The sequence below is a fragment of the Vibrio sp. SCSIO 43136 genome (assembly GCF_023716565.1).
GTDB lineage: Bacteria > Pseudomonadota > Gammaproteobacteria > Enterobacterales > Vibrionaceae > Vibrio.
The window spans coordinates 452892-474517 of record NZ_CP071848.1; the positions used below are offsets into that span (position 1 = coordinate 452892).

Annotated in this window: 17 protein-coding genes and 9 tRNA genes; 24 read left to right on the forward strand and 2 right to left on the reverse strand. The window is 47.2% G+C overall.

Annotated elements, in window-relative coordinates; translation table 11 throughout:
• Positions 1-245: 245 nt before the first annotated feature.
• The 21 genes from alaS to luxS all read left to right on the forward strand — a co-directional run bounded on the left by alaS (position 246) and on the right by luxS (position 16490).
• The gene (alaS, locus tag J4N39_RS02285; RefSeq protein WP_252021547.1) at positions 246-2828 is read left to right on the forward strand and encodes an alanine--tRNA ligase; all 2583 of its coding nucleotides are present in this window, start codon (positions 246-248) and stop codon (positions 2826-2828) included.
• Between the two features lie 122 nt (positions 2829-2950).
• Positions 2951-4135 (forward strand): aspartate kinase, encoded by a 1185-nt coding sequence (locus J4N39_RS02290; protein WP_252023585.1) that lies wholly within the window; start codon positions 2951-2953, stop codon positions 4133-4135.
• Positions 4136-4215: 80 nt separating this feature from the next.
• Complete coding sequence (csrA, locus tag J4N39_RS02295; RefSeq protein WP_252021549.1) at positions 4216-4413, forward strand: carbon storage regulator CsrA; 198 nt, start codon at positions 4216-4218, stop codon at positions 4411-4413.
• 191 nt (positions 4414-4604) lie between these two features.
• Positions 4605-4697 (forward strand) — tRNA-Ser (locus J4N39_RS02300).
• A gap of 12 nt (positions 4698-4709) precedes the next feature.
• Positions 4710-4786, forward strand: a tRNA-Arg gene (locus J4N39_RS02305).
• 28 nt (positions 4787-4814) lie between these two features.
• Positions 4815-4907, forward strand: a tRNA-Ser gene (locus J4N39_RS02310).
• Positions 4908-4973: 66 nt separating this feature from the next.
• Positions 4974-5050: transfer RNA gene (locus tag J4N39_RS02315), tRNA-Arg, on the forward strand.
• A gap of 53 nt (positions 5051-5103) precedes the next feature.
• Positions 5104-5180 (forward strand) — tRNA-Arg (locus tag J4N39_RS02320).
• A gap of 43 nt (positions 5181-5223) precedes the next feature.
• A tRNA-Arg gene (locus J4N39_RS02325) sits at positions 5224-5300 on the forward strand.
• Between the two features lie 44 nt (positions 5301-5344).
• Positions 5345-5421: transfer RNA gene (locus J4N39_RS02330), tRNA-Arg, on the forward strand.
• A gap of 76 nt (positions 5422-5497) precedes the next feature.
• Positions 5498-5574, forward strand: a tRNA-Arg gene (locus tag J4N39_RS02335).
• 60 nt (positions 5575-5634) lie between these two features.
• Positions 5635-5711: transfer RNA gene (locus J4N39_RS02340), tRNA-Arg, on the forward strand.
• A 342-nt stretch (positions 5712-6053) separates the two neighbouring features.
• Positions 6054-6311: an oxaloacetate decarboxylase subunit gamma gene (locus J4N39_RS02345; RefSeq protein WP_252021551.1), complete on the forward strand. Its 258-nt coding sequence runs from the start codon at positions 6054-6056 to the stop codon at positions 6309-6311.
• Between the two features lie 22 nt (positions 6312-6333).
• Positions 6334-8112 (forward strand): sodium-extruding oxaloacetate decarboxylase subunit alpha, encoded by a 1779-nt coding sequence (gene oadA, locus J4N39_RS02350; RefSeq protein ID WP_252021553.1) that lies wholly within the window; start codon positions 6334-6336, stop codon positions 8110-8112.
• Positions 8113-8121: 9 nt separating this feature from the next.
• The gene (locus J4N39_RS02355; RefSeq protein WP_252021555.1) at positions 8122-9252 is read left to right on the forward strand and encodes a sodium ion-translocating decarboxylase subunit beta; all 1131 of its coding nucleotides are present in this window, start codon (positions 8122-8124) and stop codon (positions 9250-9252) included.
• Positions 9253-9373: 121 nt separating this feature from the next.
• Positions 9374-10324: an NADP-dependent oxidoreductase gene (locus J4N39_RS02360; protein ID WP_252021557.1), complete on the forward strand. Its 951-nt coding sequence runs from the start codon at positions 9374-9376 to the stop codon at positions 10322-10324.
• Entirely contained in the window at positions 10321-10761 is a 441-nt protein-coding gene (locus tag J4N39_RS02365) for a YqaA family protein (RefSeq protein WP_252021559.1), read from the forward strand. The genes J4N39_RS02360 and J4N39_RS02365 overlap by 4 nt, the downstream gene beginning before the upstream one ends.
• A 42-nt stretch (positions 10762-10803) precedes the next feature.
• The gene (locus J4N39_RS02370; RefSeq protein ID WP_252021567.1) at positions 10804-13650 is read left to right on the forward strand and encodes a M16 family metallopeptidase; all 2847 of its coding nucleotides are present in this window, start codon (positions 10804-10806) and stop codon (positions 13648-13650) included.
• A 97-nt stretch (positions 13651-13747) separates the two neighbouring features.
• Positions 13748-15313: a glutamate--cysteine ligase gene (gshA, locus tag J4N39_RS02375; RefSeq protein WP_252021569.1), complete on the forward strand. Its 1566-nt coding sequence runs from the start codon at positions 13748-13750 to the stop codon at positions 15311-15313.
• 4 nt (positions 15314-15317) lie between these two features.
• Entirely contained in the window at positions 15318-15938 is a 621-nt protein-coding gene (locus J4N39_RS02380; protein WP_252021571.1) for a transglycosylase SLT domain-containing protein, read from the forward strand.
• A gap of 36 nt (positions 15939-15974) precedes the next feature.
• Positions 15975-16490: an S-ribosylhomocysteine lyase gene (luxS, locus tag J4N39_RS02385; RefSeq protein ID WP_252021572.1), complete on the forward strand. Its 516-nt coding sequence runs from the start codon at positions 15975-15977 to the stop codon at positions 16488-16490.
• A 198-nt stretch (positions 16491-16688) separates the two neighbouring features.
• Here the strand turns inward: luxS and J4N39_RS02390 are convergent, their stop codons facing one another.
• Together J4N39_RS02390 and J4N39_RS02395 are read right to left on the reverse strand one after the other, a co-directional pair.
• Positions 16689-17951, reverse strand: a complete 1263-nt coding sequence (locus tag J4N39_RS02390; RefSeq protein ID WP_252021574.1) for an HlyC/CorC family transporter — start codon at positions 17949-17951, stop codon at positions 16689-16691.
• An 87-nt stretch (positions 17952-18038) separates the two neighbouring features.
• Positions 18039-18833, reverse strand: coding sequence for a cytochrome C assembly family protein (locus tag J4N39_RS02395; protein WP_252021576.1), 795 nt, complete (start codon positions 18831-18833; stop codon positions 18039-18041).
• Between the two features lie 159 nt (positions 18834-18992).
• Here J4N39_RS02395 and ffh point away from each other — a divergent pair, with 159 nt between their 5' ends.
• From ffh to rimM, 3 genes are all read left to right on the forward strand, one after another.
• Positions 18993-20384 carry a signal recognition particle protein gene (gene ffh, locus J4N39_RS02400; protein ID WP_252021578.1) on the forward strand — a complete coding sequence of 464 codons (1392 nt, stop codon included), beginning with the start codon at positions 18993-18995 and terminating at the stop codon, positions 20382-20384.
• A 410-nt stretch (positions 20385-20794) separates the two neighbouring features.
• Entirely contained in the window at positions 20795-21043 is a 249-nt protein-coding gene (gene rpsP, locus J4N39_RS02405) for a 30S ribosomal protein S16 (protein ID WP_252021580.1), read from the forward strand.
• 9 nt (positions 21044-21052) lie between these two features.
• A complete protein-coding gene (gene rimM / locus J4N39_RS02410) occupies positions 21053-21607 on the forward strand; it encodes a ribosome maturation factor RimM (RefSeq protein ID WP_252021582.1) in 555 nt (184 codons plus the stop codon).
• Positions 21608-21626: the final 19 nt, after the last annotated feature.

Here is a 21626-nt window from a genome sequence, read left to right on the forward strand (position 1 = left end):
CAAGTATTTGTTTGTTTTTTTGTCAAAAAAGCTCTATCAATCTTATGGTTGTTAGGGCTTTTTTAGTCTGTAGACATACCAAATCTGCTTTATTGGCAATTTTGATTATAAAAGTGACCAATTATCATAGGCTTGGTATGACAAAAGGTATGACTTGATAATTTGCTAAGAAAATTAGGTGATTCGGTGCGCATGATCTACAATACGGCAAAATTCTAACTCGACTATTTCTTAGGAAGAGCTGCATGTACATGAGCACTGATGAGGTGCGCAACGCGTTCCTCAAATTTTTTGAAAGCAAAGGACACCAAATCGTTGATAGTTCATCTTTGGTTCCGGCCAATGACCCAACCCTGCTGTTTACTAACGCAGGTATGAACCAGTTCAAGGATTGTTTCTTAGGCCTAGAAAAGCGTGCCTACACTCGAGCGACAACCGCTCAGCGTTGTGTACGTGCTGGTGGTAAACATAACGATCTTGAGAACGTTGGTTTTACTGCTCGTCACCACACCTTTTTTGAAATGCTGGGTAACTTCAGCTTTGGTGACTACTTCAAAGAAGACGCTATCGCTTTCGCTTGGGAATTCCTAACCGAAACCCTTAAGCTGCCAAAAGATCGTCTACTCGTTACGGTATACGAGACTGATGACGAAGCATTCGACATCTGGAACAAGACAGTAGGTGTACCTGCTGACCGTATTGTTCGTATCGGCGATAAAGAAGGTGGTAAGCCATACGAGTCAGATAACTTCTGGCAGATGGGTGATACTGGCCCATGTGGTCCATGTACTGAGATCTTCTATGATCATGGTGAGCACATCTGGGGTGGCCGTCCGGGCACGCCTGAAGAAGATGGCGACCGTTTCATCGAGATCTGGAACAACGTATTTATGCAGTTCAACCGTCACGCTGACGGCACCATGGAGCCGCTACCTAAGCCATCTGTAGATACTGGTATGGGTATCGAGCGTATCTCTGCAATCATGCAGGGCGTACACTCAAACTACGAAATCGACGTATTCCAAACCCTAATCAAAGCAGTTGCTGAGATCACAGGTCACGAAGATCTATCAAACCAGTCACTGCGCGTTGTTGCAGACCACATCCGTTCATGTGCATTCCTGATCGTTGACGGCGTTATGCCTTCAAACGAAGGTCGTGGTTACGTGCTTCGTCGTATCATCCGTCGCGCAGTTCGCCACGGCAACAAGCTAGGTGCTCAAGGTGCATTCTTCCATAAACTGGTTGGTACCCTAATTGAAGTCATGGGTACGGCTGGCGAAGAGCTGAAAAAGCAGCAAGCGGTAGTTGAGAAAGTACTACGTATCGAAGAAGAGAACTTCGGTCGCACTCTTGAGCGTGGTATGACAATCCTAACCGAAGCGCTAGATGCGCTTGACGGCAAAGTACTAGATGGTGAAACCGTATTTAAATTGTACGACACCTACGGCTTCCCTGCGGACCTGACCAACGATGTTGCTCGTGAGCGTGAGTTCTCTATCGACGAAGAAGGCTTCGAGAAAGCGATGGAAGCTCAGCGTCAACGCGCACGTGAAGCGGGTCAGTTCGGAACAGATTACAACGATGCAATCAAAGTCGATACCAACACTGAATTCTGTGGCTACACAGGGACAGAAGGTAAAGGTCAAGTTGAAGCTATCTTTGTTGAAGGTGAAGAAGCCGATGCGCTATCAGCGGGTGACAAAGCGATCATCGTTCTAGATGAAACGCCTTTCTACGCTGAGTCTGGTGGTCAGTGTGGTGATGCGGGTGTACTGAAAACTGAGTCGGGCCTTTTCAAAGTAGAAGATACTCAGAAGCTCGGTAATGCAATTGCTCACCACGGTGTGCTAGCGGAAGGTGTATTAGCAAAAGCAGATAGCGTTGAAGCTATCGTAGATGCAGAGCGTCGTGCTTCAATCTCGCTAAACCACTCAGCGACTCACCTATTGCACGCAGCACTTCGCTCAGTACTGGGTGAGCATGTGGCTCAGAAAGGCTCGCTAGTAAAAGCTGAAAACCTACGTTTCGACTTCTCTCACTTAGAAGCAATGACTGCTGCTGAGATCAAAGAAGTTGAGCGCCTGGTCAACGCACAAGTACGTCGTAACCACGCAATTGAAACTGAAGTGATGGATATTGAAGCGGCGAAGGCGAAAGGTGCAATGGCACTGTTCGGTGAGAAGTACGATGATGAAGTTCGCGTGCTTTCTATGGGCGAGTTCTCAACCGAACTTTGTGGCGGTATCCACGCAGACAACACAGGCGATATCGGCCTATTCAAGATCACCTCTGAAGGCGGTATTGCAGCGGGTATCCGCCGTATTGAAGCGGTAACCGGTGAGTTGGCTCTAGATGCAATAGAAGCTACGCAGCAAGGTTATGAAGAGAAACTGGCGGAAGCGGCGACTAAAGCCAAAGCGCTAGAAAAAGAATTACAACAGCTGAAAGACAAGCTAGCTTCTCAAGCGGGTGCAAACCTAGCAAGCCAAGTGAAAGAGATTTCAGGTGTGAAAGTACTAGTTAGCCAGCTTGATGGTGCAGATAACAAAGCACTACGTGGCATGGTTGATGAACTTAAGAACCAATTAGGCAGCGGCATTATCATGCTAGGTAATGTGTCTGGCGATAAAGTGGGTCTGATTGCAGGCGTAACTAAAGATCTAACTGGCAAAGTGAAAGCAGGCGAGTTGGTGAATATGGTAGCCCAGCAAGTGGGTGGTAAAGGCGGCGGTCGCCCTGATATGGCCCAAGCAGGCGGTAGTGATGCAAGTGCATTGCCAGCAGCGCTTGAGTCTGTCGAAGGGTGGGTTGCTGAGCGTCTTTAACCCTAACACAACAATATCTGCGCCCAGTGCGCAGATATTGGTTTGGGGGATGCTCGACCACTGATTTAACAACGGGGATTTAAGCCCCAGGAAGGTGAAGAGAAAAAATCGTGACACAGAAAGTGCATAACTCACTGATCGTACAAAAGTATGGTGGTACGTCAGTCGGCTCGGTAGAGCGAATTGAAGCGGTCGCTGAGCGAGTTATTAAGGCAAAGCAGCAAGGGCACCAATTGGTAGTCGTTGTCTCTGCAATGTCTGGTGAGACCAACCGTCTTATGGATCTAGCGCAGCAGATTGATGTTGTGCCTGCGGCGAGAGAGCTTGACGTTCTGCTGGCGGCGGGAGAGCAAGTATCAATGTCTCTGTTAGCGATGGCATTAAATAAACGGGGTATCGACGCAGTATCATTGACTGGGTGGCAGGCGGGAATTTCGACTAACACTCAATATAATGATGCTACAATCAATGATATAGATACCAAGACCATTGATGCATATTTAGCTGAAGATCATGTTGTGATCGTCGCTGGGTTCCAAGGCATTACTGACAAGGGTAACATTACAACACTAGGACGTGGTGGTTCAGACACTACCGCCGTTGCACTGGCTGGGGCATTAAAAGCCGCAGAGTGTCAGATTTTTACTGATGTGGACGGAGTCTACTCTTGTGATCCAAGAGTGGTATCAACCGCAAAGCACATGAAGCATATCGACTTCCCAAGTATGGAAGAGATGGCCTGTAAAGGCGCGAAAGTGCTTCATCTTCCATCGGTACAACACGCTTGGCGAACAGGTGTGGCGCTTAGAGTCTTGTCATCTTTCACCGAAGGGGAAGGTACCTTGGTGGCTGGTGATGAGGCAAAGCAACAAATTAGTGGACTTGCTTTGCAACGAGACTTGGTCAAAGTTGAAGTAGCAAAAAGTGAGTATCACAACTTATCCGGTCAATGTCAGCTACTCGGCATTGATGTCTGGGGTGTGATAGAGACGAATGAATCGATGGCAGCAGTGATAAGTGCTAATGCACTTGCCAAGTTAAATTTGATTCTTTCTGACAAAATTAGGGCAACACAGGCAATTAGTGCACTAAACTGTGTAGGTGGCTGCGTAAACGACCATATTTCGTCGATGCAAGAGTTACTTGCGGCGAATGAGGTTCAGTTGCTCGGTGCTGAAAACAGCCCAAGATCGGTCGCAATGTTCGTATTGCCCGATCAACTCGATTTTGCAGCGAATCTTGTTCACAATTCCTTTGTAGTGGCAAACGTAGAGCTTGATGTTCAACCATCGCTTATGGTTTCATAACTTTTATAAATGGAATCGAAGCTGATTGTACAGTACATCAGATATAGAAAAATCATAGAGATGACTCAAGGAGCACAAGAATGCTAATTTTGACTCGCCGTGTAGGTGAAACGCTAATGATCGGTGATGAAGTCACTGTAACTGTTTTAGGTGTTAAAGGTAACCAAGTCCGTATTGGTGTTAACGCTCCGAAAGAAGTTTCAGTACACCGTGAAGAAATCTACATGCGAATTCAAGCTGAGAAGGGCAACACAGCACCTACCGGCGGCAATTTCTAATAGATTTGAGACCAGCATAATGCTGGTCTTTTTTTATTTTAACTCGGTCAAATTTTCCCAAAAAAGCACATTAAAGTTTAAAATAACGTCGCTTTGGTTAAATACCCAACGCTCAACAAGTTTTTTGCCATTTTTGCCAAGAAAATGTTTGACATATTTTTGGTAAATCGTAATATGTGCCTCCGCAAGACGGTGAGGTGGCCGAGAGGCTGAAGGCGCTCCCCTGCTAAGGGAGTATACGGTTTGTAGCCGTATCGAGGGTTCGAATCCCTCCCTCACCGCCATTCTTGCATTGCGCGCTCGTAGCTCAGCTGGATAGAGTACCTGGCTACGAACCAGGCGGTCGAAGGTTCGAATCCTTCCGAGCGCGCCATTCTCTTTCTAGAGAGCGAAACAATAACGGTGAGGTGGCCGAGAGGCTGAAGGCGCTCCCCTGCTAAGGGAGTATACGGTTTGTAGCCGTATCGAGGGTTCGAATCCCTCCCTCACCGCCATTATTGACCTTGGGTCAATTTTTTTGTTTCAAAATAAAATTTATGTGATATTCTTCACACTTTAGTGCGTCCTTAGCTCAGCTGGATAGAGTACCTGGCTACGAACCAGGCGGTCGGAGGTTCGAATCCTCCAGGACGCGCCACTATATAAAACAATGGCTTGTATATTTAAGCGGTTGTTATAAAAAGATTTTGTGCGCTCGTAGCTCAGCTGGATAGAGTACCTGGCTACGAACCAGGCGGTCGAAGGTTCGAATCCTTCCGAGCGCGCCATTCTTTCGTTATTAGCTCATAGCTACTAACAAACCAATTTGATGCGTCCTTAGCTCAGCTGGATAGAGTACCTGGCTACGAACCAGGCGGTCGGAGGTTCGAATCCTCCAGGACGCGCCACTTTTGGCTTTAAGGCCTCGCCTTAACCACAACTAGATTACTGCGCGCTCGTAGCTCAGCTGGATAGAGTACCTGGCTACGAACCAGGCGGTCGAAGGTTCGAATCCTTCCGAGCGCGCCATTATCTAGACTCTCCTTGAAGAGTCCGAATTGTTAAGCTATTTATTAGTAGCTTGTCAGTTCAAACAATTTGTTGTGCGCTCGTAGCTCAGCTGGATAGAGTACCTGGCTACGAACCAGGCGGTCGAAGGTTCGAATCCTTCCGAGCGCGCCATTATTTGACTCATTTGAGTCAGAATTGATAAATAAGTACCATCGATTCAATGACATTTGTGCGTCCTTAGCTCAGCTGGATAGAGTACCTGGCTACGAACCAGGCGGTCGGAGGTTCGAATCCTCCAGGACGCGCCACTATTTAAAGCCCTGCTTTCGCAGGGCTTTTTCATTTCTGTAACATAATAGAAACTATTTAATTACATCTTATTGTTTTTATTGGTTAAAATCTTTTCTAACTACCTCTCAGTATTCTTGTTTCATTTCGATTAGGGTGTGAATTACACGTTTTTGTGCGAGTTTTGTGCGCTGCGACCGTAGCTTTATTAAACAAAATTGACAAACTTTCACCAATCGAGATAATCCTAGTCCTTGTGCGTGAATAAAAATGCACATTTGATACCAGTGTCACTAGCTAGAAAGAATCAGATAGCGGGTGGTATTGGTATCTTGTCAGGATGACACTGAAAGGAAGCAAAAATGACTAATATTGGAAGCCAGTTAGGAGATGCGGCAGCCATGATGCTTACGGGCATGGTGGTGGTCTTTGTATTTCTAACCATTCTCGTTTTTCTAGTACGACTAATGTCGTCTCTGGTGCCAGCTGACGCACCGGTTGAAAACAAACCATTGGCACGCCCTGCCCAGAATACTAAAAACAACACTACTGTAGCTCCACAAGTTGTGGCGGCAATTTCTGCTGCTGTCCATCAACATCGTGCTGCAGCAGCAAAATAAGTTCTTAAAAGGAGTTTTGAACATGACTAAGCCTCTCGCTATAACTGATGTCGTCCTACGTGATGCGCATCAATCGCTGTTTGCAACGCGTATGCGTATCGAAGATATGCTGCCGATTGCGGCTGAATTGGATAAAGTCGGCTACTGGTCTTTAGAAACTTGGGGTGGTGCAACCTTTGATTCATGTATTCGCTTTTTGGGAGAAGATCCGTGGGAGCGTTTGCGTGAGCTGAAAAAAGCCATGCCAAACACGCCAATGCAGATGCTACTGCGTGGCCAAAACCTACTCGGCTACCGTCACTATGCTGACGACGTGGTAGAGAAGTTTGTCGAGCGTGCACACGCAAATGGTATGGATGTGTTCCGTATCTTTGATGCGATGAACGACGTACGTAACTTCCAAACTGCAGTAAAAGCGGCCAAGGACGTTGGTGCACATGCTCAGGGAACACTTTCTTACACCACGAGTCCTGTTCACAATGCGCAAACATGGGTAGACCTTGCAAAGCGTCTAGAAGACCTTGGTTGTCACTCTTTGTGTATTAAAGACATGTCAGGCCTACTAAAGCCTTACGAGGCAGAAGAGCTTATTACTAGCATTAAGTCTTCTTGTGATATCCCACTGGCACTTCACTGTCACGCAACCACAGGACTATCGACAGCAACAGCAGTCAAAGCTGTTGAGGCGGGGATTGATATTCTAGATACCGCTATTTCTTCAATGAGCTGCACTTACGGTCATACACCAACGGAAACCGTTGTTGCTATGCTGCAAGGTACCGAGCGCGACACCAATCTTAAGCTTGATCAAATTGAGCCGATCGCCGCTTACTTCCGTGAAGTTCGTAAAAAATATGCCAAATGGGAAGGTGCACTTAAAGGTGTAGATTCTCGTATTCTTATCGCTCAAGTTCCGGGTGGCATGTTGACTAACATGGAAGGACAGTTGAAAGAGCAAGGCGCCGCTGATCGTATTGATGAGGTGCTTGAAGAGATCCCACGTGTACGCAAAGACCTAGGTTTTATCCCGCTGGTTACACCAACCTCTCAGATCGTAGGGACTCAAGCGGTTATTAACGTACTTACGGGTGAACGATACAAAAACATCACCAAAGAAACGGCAGGGGTATTGAAAGGGGAATACGGTTCAACGCCTGCAGATGTTAACGCAGAGCTGCAAGCTAAGGTTCTTGAAGGCGGTGAGCCAATTACTTGTCGTCCAGCCGACTTAATCGAAGATGAGTTAGAAACTTTATCGCAAGACCTTTACGGTAAAGCGCAATCTGAAGGCATTAAGCTTGCAGAAGAGCGCATTGACGACGTACTGACTTATGCTCTGTTCCCACAAGTGGGTCTTAAGTTCCTTAAAAACCGCAACAACCCAGATGCTTTCGAACCGGCACCAGGTAAAGAAGAGCCAGCTCCTGTTGCAGCGCCAGCACCGGCAGCGGGTGCTATTGAAGCGTACAGCGTGAAGGTTGATGGTCAGGTCTACGATGTAGAAGTTGGTCCACAGGGACAACTAACCTCGGTGACACCTGCGGCCGCTCCTGCAGCAGCTCCAGTGGCTGCGCCTGTTGCTTCTGATGCGGAAGATATCAATGCTCAGCTTGCAGGTAATATCTTTAAGGTGAACGTTGCCGCAGGCCACGAAGTTCAAGAAGGCGATGTGCTGCTTATTCTTGAGGCAATGAAGATGGAAACGCCAGTGACAGCGCCTAAAGGCGGTGTGGTGCAAGGTATCCATGTGAAAGAAGGCGACAGCGTAAAAGTTGGCGAGCCTCTAGTTAGTATCGCATAAGGGAGTTCCATGGAAGGTTTATTGATCCTGTGGTCAGAAACAGGGATTGCCAACTTTAAGTTTGAGCAGCTGGTCATGATGTCAGTGGGTGCCTTATTGCTGTTCTTGGCAATTCGTAAGGGTTTTGAGCCCTTACTGCTATTGCCAATCGGCTTTGGTGCGATCTTGGCGAACATCCCTAATGCTGGTTTTACCGAGCCAGGTGGGTTGCTTTACTACGTTTACTACATCGGCATCGAGTCTGGGATATTCCCGCTACTGATCTTTATGGGTGTGGGCGCAATGACGGACTTTGGTGCGTTGATCGCTAACCCGAAAACACTTTGGTTAGGTGCTGCGGCTCAGTTCGGTATTTTTGCAACGCTATTTGGTGCGATTTTGCTTAACTACGTTCCTGGCATGGAATTTAGTATGCAAGATGCAGCATCGATTGCGATCATTGGTGGTGCGGATGGGCCGACGGCTATCTTCCTTGCTAGCCAGTTATCACCTGAACTGCTAGGTGCAATCGCAGTGGCTGCATACAGCTACATGGCGTTGGTGCCAATCATTCAGCCACCTATCATGAACGCATTGACCAATGAAGAAGAGCGTAAGATCAAGATGGCTCAGCTTCGCCACGTCAACAAGGGGGAGAAAATCTTATTCCCTATGGCGGTGCTAGCAATGACAATTTTGTTCTTGCCAGCGGCGACACCTTTGGTTGGTATGTTCTGTCTAGGTAACTTGATGCGAGAAGCGGGTGTGGTTGAGCGTCTATCTCAAACTGCGCAAAACGAACTGATCAATATCGTGACCATCTTCTTAGGCCTTGGTGTTGGTTCTAAGCTTCAAGCAGAGCAGTTCTTGAATGTAGAAACGCTGGGTATTCTAGCCCTAGGTGCTGTGGCATTTAGTATCGGTACTGCGGCAGGTGTCTTGATGGCGAAGCTTCTCAATAAGTTCTCGAAAGAAGACATCAACCCATTGATTGGTGCTGCGGGGGTTTCTGCGGTACCTATGGCGGCACGTGTAGTGAACAAAGTAGGGCTACAAGCTAACCCTCAGAACTTCCTACTGATGCATGCGATGGGACCAAACGTAGCTGGCGTACTCGGTTCTGCGGTTGCCGCAGGTGTGCTTTTGGCTCTGGTTGGGTAAGTTAACCTAGGTCGAATCGCTTAAAATGCGATCACACGGTTCACCATTTTAAACAATTTGGTTTATAGTCAAAGGGATGCTGCGAGCATCCCTTTCTTTTAGGTACGCAAGGATCGAACGTATGTCAGACAATCAACGAGTAGTCATTACTGAGTTTGGAGATACCAGTGGTTTGGCGATTGAACACGCCGATAAACCTTCCGTGGGCGCTGGTGAGGTGTTAGTCAAAGTGCATTTTGCTGGGGTAAATCCAATCGATGTGAAAACTCGTGCTGGTTTAGGTTGGGCGGCGCAGCAAAACAAAGACAAACTGCCGTGGACACCGGGCTATGATATCGCAGGAGTAGTGGAAGCCTTGGGAGAGGGTGTTGAAGGTGTTGACGTTGGGGCTAATGTGGCTGGGTTTATAGGCTTTCCCCTTCAAGGTGGCGGATACAGTCAGTACTTATCCATTCCAGCCGAGCAACTGAGCTTGGTTCCAGACAGCGTAACCCTAGAAGCGGCGGCAGTGCTGCCTTTAGCAGGGCAAACCGCCGCTCAGGCACTCAATAAAGCACACGTTACAGCAAACGACAGAGTCTTGATTCTGGCCGGTGCTGGTGGTGTTGGGCATTTGGCCGTTCAGATCGCAGTTGCAGCGCAAGCAGAAGTCTACACCACCTGTAGCGAGAGTAATCTTGATTACATGGCGACACTGGGAGCACATGCGATCAATTATAAGTTCGCCCCGGTCTCTGAGCGGTTAGAAGAAGTCGATGTTCTGATTGATCTCGTAGGTGGTGATGCGGCGCTCGATGCGCTTAAATGCCTTAAAGACAATGCTCGAGTGGTCACCGTTCCAACGATTAGCGCCGACTTGATTTGTGAGAAAGCTAAGCTTTTGGGCTTTGAAGCTACGGGTATGTTGGTTGAGCCAGATCCAGAACAGTTAGATACCATGCTGTACATGGTCGGTGTGGGAATACTTAAAACCGAAATTCAACAAATTGTTGCATTTACTGACGTTGCCAAAGCGCATCAACAAGTAGAAACTGGTCACACTCGAGGTAAGGTTCTACTGGATATGCAATGATAGATTCTATCGCCTTGTGGTTTAGTGACTCCGCGTTGTGGGTGTTATTTGCCACGGGTTTCTTAAGTGCAACGCTGCTACCCGGAGGTTCGGAAGCAGGGCTGCTCGCAACACTTTCTCTCGGTCACTATTCAGTGGCCGAGATTATTTTGGTCGCTACGATAGGGAATACGCTAGGCGGCATGACCAACTACTGGATTGGCTTGGTTCTACCGAATCGAACTCAACAAGAAAAACATGGTCATAAAGCTATGCGCTGGATAAGTCGCTACGGGTATTGGACGCTACTGTTGAGTTGGCTTCCAGTCATTGGTGACCCACTATGTCTTGCGGCTGGTTGGTTGCGAATGAAATTTCTCCCTTGTCTGGTCTTAATAGCGATAGGTAAAGCACTGCGATACGCCGCTCTTACGGCAATCTTTTATGGTGTGCTGTGATTCATTAGAGCCAGACTCTCTGATAATAATAAGGTCCAATGTATGAAAAAATTTTTGATAGCAGGCTTGCTATCAGTTGCTGTTGTTGGGTGCAGTAGCGTTTCTTCTATTTCTGTCTTTAGCTCTATCCCTGAAGGGATTACGTTCATTGAGCAATCTAACCCAAAATCCGATGAAGTCGCTATTGCTTACCAAAAGTACCAACTCGACAATGGGCTGACACTGATCTTAGCACCGGATAATTCTGATCCATTGGTGCATGTTGATATGACTTACCATGTTGGCTCTGCGCGTGAGGAGATCGGTAAATCTGGATTTGCCCACTTTTTTGAGCACATGATGTTTCAAGGTTCTGAGCATGTCGGTGACCAAGAGCACTTTCGTATCATTACTGAAGCGGGCGGTACACTCAACGGCACCACTAACCGAGACCGGACTAACTATTTCCAAACTGTACCTTCCAATCAGCTGGAAAAGATGTTGTGGCTAGAGTCTGATCGTATGGGGTATTTACTCAATGCGGTCTCGCAACGCAAGTTTGAAGTGCAGCGTGACACGGTGAAAAACGAACGGGCTCAAAACTATGATAACCGTCCGTACGGTTTGATGTGGGAGCGCATTGGCGAAGCCATGTATCCAGAAGGTCATCCCTACTCGTGGCAAACCATCGGCTATGTCGAAGATTTAGATAAAGTTGATGTCGGCGACCTTAAAGCCTTTTTCTTGCGTTGGTATGGGCCGAACAATGCCACACTGACCATTGGTGGAGACATTGATATTGAGCAAACCTTGGAGTGGGTTGCGAAATACTTTGGTGAGATCCCTCGTGGTCCTGAAGTGGAGAAAGCACCAAAACAGCCAGCGTTGCTAGCACAAGACAGGTTCATTACGCTAGAAGACCGTGTTCGCCAACCTATGTTAGTGATGAGTTGGCCTACGTCATACATGGGAGCTGACGATCAGGCGTCACTGGATATGCTTGCAGCTCTGCTCGGAAGCAGCACCAGTAGCCCGTTGTACAAAGAGTTTGTAGAAACCAATAAGGCCGTCAGTGCGGGGGCCTTCCACGACTGTGCTGAGCTCGCCTGTACAATGAATGTGTATCTGATGGGTAATGCCAATAGTTCGTTGGCAGCATTAGACGATGAGCTTGAAGCGTCAGTGAAACGTTTCTCTGAGCAGCCGATTGAAGATCAAAAACTTAATGCTTTGGTGGGACGAGCATATGCAAACGGCGTGTTTGGCTTACAAAGTGTTAAAGGTAAAGTGTCGACTCTAGCGGAAAACCAAGTCTATTTTGACCAGCCTAACCGCATGGAACAGGAGTTGGATGCACTTAAATCGGTGACTGCAAAAAGTATTGGCGAGGTGTATCAGAAATATATGGTTGATACGCCGAAAGTAACGTTGAGTGTGGTACCAAAAGGCCACCCAGAGCGTGCGGCTAGGCAACCAAACTTTATGCCTCCACCAAGAAATTACCCAGTAGCGGAGAAAGTGGATCAAGATTCACTCGACGTTCGCAGGCCAGTTGAAAGCTTTGACCGCAGTGTGATGCCACCCTCTTCAGGCGCTGTGAGCAGTAATATGCCAGAGCTGTATCGATTGTACTTGGATAACGGCATTGAAGTGATTGGCACCGTCAGTGATGAAACTCCTACGGTGCAACTGCGAATGTCTTTGCCAGCGGGGCGTCGTTACGTTGAGGAAGGTAAAGAGGGGCTTGCTGGACTCACGGCTTCGATGTTGCAAGAGGGCACATCTAAGCGCACGATCCAGGAATTAGAGTTGGCGTTGGATACCTTGGGTAGTGACATCAGTATCAATGCCGGAGGCTATACCACCACCATCTCGGTCAGTAGCTTGGAAGAGAATGTGGATGCCACATTAGCGATATTGAAAGAAGTATTGCTCGAGCCAGCCTTCGAACCCGCCGCTTTTGAGCGGGTTAAGCAGCAAGCTTTGCAAAGTGTTATCTATGAACATCAAAAACCATCGTGGTTAGCCTCGCAAGCTACCCGTGAAGCCCTGTATGGGAAAACCTTGTTTGGTCGAGCAAGTGATGGCACTAAATCTTCTATTGAAGCGCTGACTTTGGAAGATGTTAAAGCCTTCTATCAACAGCACTATACGCCACAAGGGACACAAGTGGTAGCCGTTGGAGACATCAGTCGCCGTCAACTGAAATCGGCTTTGAGCTTGTTTGATGATTGGCAAGGTGCACCTGCGCCTCTGTTTACGCCACAAGTGGTTGAGGCTGATCAGCAGCGAGCCATCTATCTGGTGGATAAAGCCAATGCGCCGCAAAGCATTGTTCGTTTAGCGCGTGTTGGGTTGCCTTTTGATCCGACAGGTGAGCTCTACTTGATGCAACTGGCCAACTATAACTTGGCGGGTAACTTCAATAGTCGTATTAACCAAAACTTACGTGAAGACAAGGCCTATACTTATGGTGCGAATGGCTATGCCTACGGTTCTCGTGAGAGCGGCGCAGTGGTGTTTGATGCGCAAGTTCGTGCCGATGCCACCGTACCGGCACTTCGTGAGTTCATTAACGAGATGAACGAATTTGCTCAAAGTGGGGTCACCGAAAAAGAAATTCAGTTCATGCAATCGGCGATTGGACAGAGTGATGCACTTAAGTACGAAACACCGAGCAAGAAAACTCAGTTGATGAACGGTATCCTCACCTATGCGTTGGATGAGGACTACTTGCAGCAGCGAGATGAGATTTTGCAAAACATTGATCAATCGACGCTCAATCAAGTGGCAGCGAAGTGGTTTGACCCGAGTGATTATCAGATAATTGTTGTCGGGGATGCTAAAAAGCTTAAGCCAGAGTTGGAAACATTGAATATTCCAATCAAAGAGCTTGAAATTGAGCCATAAAGGAACCATAAATGTAGCAGCGCCAATGGCGCTGCTTTCTTTCATATCGCACAATGATTATGCTTACCAAATCTTAACCTGAGAAGTGATGTCCGTTTTGAACAAATTTTCCCAGCGACTGGCTCAAGTTGCCGCCCAGCCTTCTGTTTTTACTCAGCTAAATCGCGGTGTCGAACGTGAGTCACTTCGATACACCACTGATGGTGAGTTGTCGAAGCAGCCTCACCCTCAAACGCTTGGCTCAGCCATGACTCATGAACGCATTACTACCGATTATGCTGAGTCGCTACTTGAATTTATTACCCCAGTATCGCAATCCATTGATACTTTGGTTGATCAGTTAAGTGATACCCACCACTTCACTCAGAAGAATCTCGGTGAAGAGGCGCTTTGGCCGCTATCGATGCCGTGTTTTATTAAAAATGAAGACGATATTGTGCTGGCTCAATACGGCTCATCGAATGCTGGCCGTATGAAAACCTTGTATCGAGAGGGGCTAAAAAATCGCTACGGCAGCCTGATGCAGGTGATCTCTGGTGTACATTTTAATTTCTCTTTTCCAGACAGCTTTTGGGATGCGGTATTAGACGGTGAGCAAGAGCGACAAGCACAAATTTCGGACGCTTATTTTGGGTTGATTCGAAACTACTACCGATTTGGTTGGTTGATCCCATTTTTCTTTGGCGCATCACCTGCGCTTTGTCCTTCGTTTATCCAAGGTCGAGAGACTAAGCTGCCATTTGAAAATATTGGTCAAACCCTATTCTTACCTAAGGCAACCTCACTTCGCTTGAGTGATTTGGGTTATACCAACAGCGCTCAGAGTGAGCTCAAGATTGGTTTCAACAGCTTGGAGCAGTACCTTAATGGGTTAAATGCAGCGATTAAAACGCCATCGGCTGAGTTTGCTCAAATTGGAGTAAAAGTGGATGGTGACTATAAGCAGCTTAACTCTAATGTGCTTCAGATTGAAAACGAACTTTACGCACCAATTCGTCCTAAGCGTGTGACGGAAAACGATGAAAAACCTTCTCAAGCGCTCTCCCGTGGTGGTGTTCAATACATCGAAGTTCGTTCACTGGATGTGAACCCGTTCAGCCCTATTGGTATCACAAAACAGCAGATCCGTTTCTTAGACCTTTTCCTAACTTGGGCAGTATTGAGTGACTCAGATCCGATGGATAACTGCGAGTTAGAGTGTTGGCGTGAGAACTGGGAGAAGGTGATTCTCTCAGGTCGAGAGCGTGGTTTAGAGCTGCAAATCGGTTGCAGTGGCGAGAAGTTAAGCTTGCAAGCATGGGCACACAAAGTGTTTGACGATTTACGTCAAGTCGCTGAGGTCATGGATGCTGCCCACGGCGGCAACGAGTACCAAACGGTTTGTGAGCAATTACAACAGTGGATAGACAACCCAGAACTTACGATTTCAGGGCAATTGCTTGAGCACTTAAAGCAACACGAAGGGTTAATCGGCTCAGGTAATGTATTGGGGCAAGCATATAAACAGCATCACCTAGCGCATGAATACCAAACCTACAGTGAGCAGAGTTTCGTAGAAGAAACGCAAAGCTCTTTGGCCAAGCAAGCTCAGTTAGACAGTGCCGAGGAAGCGCCGTTTGCTCAGTTTCTCGCCGATTACTTTGCCTATATGAAAGAGGCGTAGTGCGATGATTGGCGTAGGGAAACGCAAATTACAAACACTCTCAGCACTGCTGGCTTTATTGACGCTAGCAGGCTGCGCCACAGCACCTCCTAAGCAACAATCCAATTTGTGTGAAATCTTTCGTGAAAAACCGAGCTGGTTTGATGATGCGGTTGATATGGAAGAGCGTTGGGGCACGCCTATTCAGGTAGCGATGGCGTTTATCAAGCAAGAGAGCAGCTTTGTCCATGACGCCAGACCGCCCAAAGACTATGTACTTGGCTTTATCCCTTGGGGACGAGTCAGCAGTGCTTATGGTTATGCTCAGGCTCAAGACCCTGCATGGTCAGACTTTCAAAAAGCGACCAATCACGGTGGCTCTCGGACTAACTTTGACGATGCCATGATGTTTGTTGGGTGGTACACCCATGAAACTCAGCGTCAACTTGGCGTATCAAAATGGGATGCATATAATCAATATCTCGCCTACCATGAAGGTCGAGGCGGCTTTAAACGTAAGAGTTACAATAGCAAGCCGTCAGTAAAAAAGGTTGCACGCAAAGTCGAGCAACAAGCAAAAGATTATGGCTGGCAACTCAAACAGTGCCGTAAAGAATTAGAAGACAACCAAAGCTGGTTTTTTTAGGGTATCGAAGCACCCTATAGTTAAGGAGTAACAGCAATGCCACTTTTAGACAGTTTCACCGTCGATCACACTCGTATGCACGCACCTGCTGTGCGTGTGGCAAAAACAATGCAAACCCCAAAAGGCGACACCATTACTGTCTTCGACCTGCGTTTTTGCGTTCCCAATGAACAAATTTTGTCTGAGAAAGGCATTCACACCTTAGAACACCTATATGCAGGCTTCATGCGCGCCCATCTAAATGGTAGTGACGTTGAGATCATCGATATTTCTCCTATGGGTTGTCGTACCGGTTTCTACATGAGCCTGATTGGCACACCACAAGAGTCTCAGGTTGCGCAAGCTTGGTTAGCAGCGATGGAAGATGTACTTAAGGTCGAAGACCAAAATAAGATCCCTGAACTAAATGAGTACCAGTGTGGTACCGCAGCGATGCACTCGCTGGAAGAAGCACAAGAAATCGCTAAAGGCATCATCGATGCTGGCATCCAAGTGAATAAGAACGATGAGCTAGCATTGCCTGAGTCGATGTTGAAAGAGCTTAAAGTTTAGCGCTTTTTGCCCTCCCCCTTTTCAAGGGGGAGCTGGAGGGGGTTAGGCCATGGTAGGGCTTGTCGCAAGTCCCAACTCCGTAATTTAACCCCTCCCAATCTCCCCCGGAGCGCCGGCCGCTTGAAAAGGGGAGGGGCTAAAAGCCCATAAAAAACGGGCAGCTAGACTATCTAGCTGCCCGTTTTTATCTATAGTGCATTATGCGATGGGATAAACCTTCACCATCTTTATTCGATTCTCAGTAAAATCGACTATCTCCATATTGTGCTCAGCAATTTTCACACTGATATGGCTCTCTGGCAGATCTTCTAGATGCTCTAAGATAAGGCCGTTTAAGGTTCGTGGTCCATCAGTGGGTAGTTGCCACTTTAGGCCTTTATTGATATCTCGGATATTGGCACTGCCCTCAATCAAGAAGCTACCATCGGTTTGTGGTGTGATCTCATCTGAGAGGCTTGGAGCAATCGAGGTGGTGAACTCCCCGACGATCTCTTCAAGGATATCTTCCAGCGTAATCAGGCCAATGATGTCTCCATACTCATCAACGATAAGTCCTACACGCTCTTTATTGCGTTGAAACTTGAGTAGCTGAACATTGAGCGGGGTTGCTTCTGGAATAAAGTAAACTTCATCCGCCGCACGCAGTAGGCTCTCCTTAGTGAACTCGTTCTTTTCTAGCATCAAGCGATAAGCTTCACGAAGGCGAACAATGCCAACCACTTCATCAATTTGATCGCGATACAGCACAATTCGGCCATGAGGGGAGTGGGTCAGTTGGCGAACGATAGACTTCCAGTCGTCATTGATGTCGACACCAGTAATCTCGTTACGTGGCACCATGATATCGTTCACGGTGACGTTCTCTAAGTCCAAAATAGACAGCAGCATGTCTTGGTGGCGGCGAGGGATCAGGCCACCGGCTTCGTTGACTACCGTACGCAGTTCATCTGAACTTAGGTGGTCATCGCTATCATGAGCAACTTTTATCCCCAACAAGCGAATAAAACCATTAGTAATAAAGTTAACGATCACAACCAGAGGTGAAAGCAATTTCATCAAAATGGTCAGCACGATGGAGCTGGCGTAAGAGACTCGCTCTGGGTAGATGGAAGCTAGGGTCTTTGGTGTGACCTCGGCAAAAACGAGTACTACAAGTGTGAGCGCACCCGTTGCGATGGCAACACCTAAGTCACCGTATAGGCGCATACCAATGATGGTCGCAATAGCAGAAGCAAGAATATTAACGAGGTTGTTGCCGATAAGAATAAGGCCGATAAGGCGGTCTGGACGAGAGAGCAGTTTCTCGACACGCCTAGCACCTCTGTGCCCTTCTTTCGACATATGCCTTAACCGATAGCGGTTAAGCGACATCATTCCGGTTTCCGATCCTGAGAAATAGCCCGAAATAACGATGAGTACTGCCAAGATTGCAAACAATACTTCGGTTGAGATGGCGTCCAACTGATTGAGTCCTTTTATCCTTTAATTATCGTTCAGATACTTAATTGTTTTTAGCGGTGTTGTATTGAAAAAGCAAGCGACCTTACCTTAGGCAAGGATAAACTCGCGAACAAAGCGACTGCCAAAGTAAGCAAGTGTGAGAAGTGTGGCACCAATAACCGTAATCCATGTAACACGCGTGCCTCGCCACCCTTTTTGATAATGGCCCCACAGCAGAACGCTATAAATTACCCAAGCGATAAACGAAAACACCGCTTTATGTGCCTTACCTTGGGCAAACATGTCACCGACAAAGAAATACCCAGTGAGCAAGGTTGCAGTAAGCAATCCGTTACCGACTAAGATAATCTTAAATAGTTGGCGCTCCACTTTAAGTAACGGTGGGAGATTAGGGTTGATGGCAAGTGATTTTTTGTTTTTTAGCTTATTGTCTAACCAAGCGAGTTGGATCGCATAAAGGGCTGCGATAGTTAGGGTTGCATAGGCAAAAAGTGCGAGAGAAATATGCAGCAATAACGTTGGGGCATTTTCTAAATGGGTAATGTATGCACTGGGTAAGAAGGTTGCAGCGATGATGTTTAAGATCGAGAAACCATAAACAACAGGCAGCAAAAACCACAATCGGGTCTTGAACATTGAGCCACTAAGCACCATAGATATGATGAAACTGATCAATGAAGCAACATTTAGAATACTTAGATTTTGTCCACTGCCACGAAAAATGAGGTCAGACAGTAGCCAAGCGTGGAATACCAACGCAATCGCAGCACTTGTGAACACGGTACGGGTTTTTATTCCCGTCGAATGGGCAAGTCCAGGCACGATCATACTAATGGCTAGAGCATAAAGAATAACGGCAGCAACTGCGATCAAGCTTTCCATAAAGTTCACAAAATTATTGGTAGAATAAGGGATTATACCCAAGAGATAGTAACGTGCCTAGTATCGACATTAGGGGGATGCTACTTATCTAGACAGGGATCAGGTATACTCCCATGCAATTAAGTTTCGCAATAGCGTACCGACTGAGCAAAGAAGACTATGTTTGACAATTTAACGGAACGACTGTCCAAAACGCTGAAGAATATCAGCGGTAAAGGTCGACTGACCGAAGACAATATTAAAGATACCTTGCGCGAAGTGCGCATGGCGCTGCTGGAAGCTGACGTAGCCTTGCCAGTGGTGCGTGAATTCATCAAGGGCGTGAAAGAACGTGCCGTTGGTGTGGAAGTTTCTAAATCTCTGACTCCAGGTCAAGAGTTCATCAAGATCGTTCAAGCAGAGCTTGAGTCTGTGATGGGCGAGTCTAACGAAGCGTTAGACCTAGCGGCTCAGCCGCCAGCAGTGATCTTAATGGCGGGCCTACAAGGTGCGGGTAAAACCACCTCGGTAGGTAAGCTATCTAAACTGCTTAAAGAAAAAGATAAAAAGAAAGTGCTGGTGGTTTCTGCCGACGTTTACCGTCCGGCGGCGATCAAGCAGCTTGAAACCCTAGCGGGTGATGTAGGCGTTGATTTCTTCCCATCGACAGCTGACCAAAAGCCTATCGATATCGCCAATGCAGCGATTGACCATGCGAAGAAGAAATTCTACGACGTACTGGTTGTCGATACCGCAGGTCGTCTAGCGGTTGATGAAGAGATGATGGCGGAGATCAAAGATCTTCACGCAGCTATCAATCCAGTTGAGACCCTATTCGTTGTTGATGCAATGACAGGTCAAGATGCGGCGAACACTGCCAAAGCCTTTGGTGACACCCTACCGCTAACGGGTGTGGTACTGACCAAGGTGGATGGTGATGCCCGTGGTGGTGCGGCGCTCTCTGTTCGTCATATCACTGGCAAACCAATCAAGTTCCTTGGTGTAGGTGAAAAGACTGACGCTCTAGAACCGTTCCACCCAGAGCGTGTGGCTTCTCGTATCCTAGGTATGGGTGACGTCCTATCACTGATTGAAGACCTGCAGAAAAACGTTGACCAAGAGAAAGCTGAGAAGCTAGCTAAAAAGTTCAAAGAGAAGAAAGGTTTTGACCTTGAGGACTTCCGTGAGCAACTTGGCCAGATGCAAAACATGGGCGGCATGATGGGCATGATGGATAAGCTTCCTGGCATGTCTCAACTCCCTGCGGATGTAAAAGACAAAGTCGATGACAAAATGTTTAAGCAGATGGAAGCCATCATCAACTCTATGACGATGAAAGAGCGCCAGCGCCCTGAAATCATCAAAGGCTCGCGTAAAAAGCGCATCGCTGCGGGTTCTGGTACTCAGGTTCAAGACGTTAACCGCCTGCTAAAACAGTTCACCCAGATGCAGAAGATGATGAAGAAGATGCAGAAGGGCGGCATGAAAGGCATGATGCGCAACATGCAAGGCATGATGGGCGGTATGGGTGGCGGCGGCATGGGCGGTGGTTTCAACCCGTTTGGTCGCTAATAGCGTTTACCATACTGTTAAGTGATGTAAATATTGAGCCGACGGTGGATGCTGTCGGCTTTTTTATTCGGATGAATATTATTGGTTTAAGGGTTTAAGGGTTTAAGGGTTTAAGGGTTTAAGGGTTTAAGGGGGGGCGCTTTTCGCAGTTCCCTTAAGCGAAGCGCCCCTTTTCCCCTTCGACCCTTAACCACGTTTCATCCAACTTAATTATCAGCACGTTAACTGGCTCACATTTTGTCTATAACCAACCGCTTGCGATTACGTTGGTGAAAAAGTAGCTAAAACCCTTGCAAAGCCCCTGAATAAGAGTAAAATTCCGGGGCTTTATTTTGGCACGAGACCCCAAGTTGTTTTTGATAAATGGCTTCTGGGGTTAATTTTATTTTTGAGAAAGCAAAGAGGACGACATGGTAACCATTCGTTTGGCACGTCACGGCGCTAAGAAGCGTCCATTCTATCAAATCGTAGTAGCGGACAGCCGTAAAGCGGCAACTGGCCGTTTCATCGAGAAAGTAGGTTTCTTTAACCCTACTGCTCAAGGTCAAGAAGAAGGTCTACGTCTAGACCTAGATCGCGTTAACCACTGGGTTGGTCTAGGCGCATCTGTATCTGACCGCGTAGCTAAGCTAGTTAAAGACGCTCAAAAAGCGGCTTAATTCTAGTTTATGTCGATGAAGGATAAAGAAACGATGAGCACGCAAAACGAAAGAATTGTTATGGGCAAGTTTGGTGCTACCTATGGCATTCGTGGCTGGCTTAAAGTTTTTTCCTACACAGACAACGCTGAAAGCATTTTTAGCTACAGCCCTTGGTTTATGAAACAAAAGGGCGAGTGGGTTGAGTGTAAAGTAGAAAGCTGGAAGCGCCATAACAAAGGTATGGTGGTTAAGCTTGAAGGTATGGAGCAGCGTGAAGACGCAGCGCTTCTTACTAACGTCGAAATCGCTATTGACCCTGCATCACTACCTGAATTGTCAGAAGACGAGTTCTACTGGCGCGAGTTGTTCGGTATGCAAGTTGTTACCACTAAGGGCTATAACCTTGGTGAGGTCGTTGACCTATTAGAGACTGGCTCGAACGATGTTTTGGTTGTGAAAGCAAATCTTAAAGATGCTTTTGGGCAAAAGGAACGGTTAATCCCGTACCTTGAAGAGCAAGTGATCAAAAATGTTGATCGCAATGCTCAACGGATCGAAGTTGACTGGGATCCTGGATTCTAATCCATAACACAGAGCGAGC

Bases quoted from the DNA above. Each gene is read 5' to 3' on its own strand.
- alaS (WP_252021547.1), top strand. From the start codon at position 246: ATGTACATGAGCACTGATGAGGTGCGCAACGCGTTCCTCAAATTTTTT.
- csrA (WP_252021549.1), top strand. From the start codon at position 4,216: ATGCTAATTTTGACTCGCCGTGTAGGTGAAACGCTAATGATCGGTGAT.
- J4N39_RS02345 (WP_252021551.1), top strand. From the start codon at position 6,054: ATGACTAATATTGGAAGCCAGTTAGGAGATGCGGCAGCCATGATGCTT.
- oadA (WP_252021553.1), top strand. From the start codon at position 6,334: ATGACTAAGCCTCTCGCTATAACTGATGTCGTCCTACGTGATGCGCAT.
- J4N39_RS02355 (WP_252021555.1), top strand. From the start codon at position 8,122: ATGGAAGGTTTATTGATCCTGTGGTCAGAAACAGGGATTGCCAACTTT.
- J4N39_RS02360 (WP_252021557.1), top strand. From the start codon at position 9,374: ATGTCAGACAATCAACGAGTAGTCATTACTGAGTTTGGAGATACCAGT.
- J4N39_RS02365 (WP_252021559.1), top strand. From the start codon at position 10,321: ATGATAGATTCTATCGCCTTGTGGTTTAGTGACTCCGCGTTGTGGGTG.
- J4N39_RS02370 (WP_252021567.1), top strand. From the start codon at position 10,804: ATGAAAAAATTTTTGATAGCAGGCTTGCTATCAGTTGCTGTTGTTGGG.
- J4N39_RS02380 (WP_252021571.1), top strand. From the start codon at position 15,318: ATGATTGGCGTAGGGAAACGCAAATTACAAACACTCTCAGCACTGCTG.
- luxS (WP_252021572.1), top strand. From the start codon at position 15,975: ATGCCACTTTTAGACAGTTTCACCGTCGATCACACTCGTATGCACGCA.
- J4N39_RS02395 (WP_252021576.1), bottom strand. From the start codon at position 18,833: ATGGAAAGCTTGATCGCAGTTGCTGCCGTTATTCTTTATGCTCTAGCC.
- ffh (WP_252021578.1), top strand. From the start codon at position 18,993: ATGTTTGACAATTTAACGGAACGACTGTCCAAAACGCTGAAGAATATC.
- rpsP (WP_252021580.1), top strand. From the start codon at position 20,795: ATGGTAACCATTCGTTTGGCACGTCACGGCGCTAAGAAGCGTCCATTC.
- rimM (WP_252021582.1), top strand. From the start codon at position 21,053: ATGTCGATGAAGGATAAAGAAACGATGAGCACGCAAAACGAAAGAATT.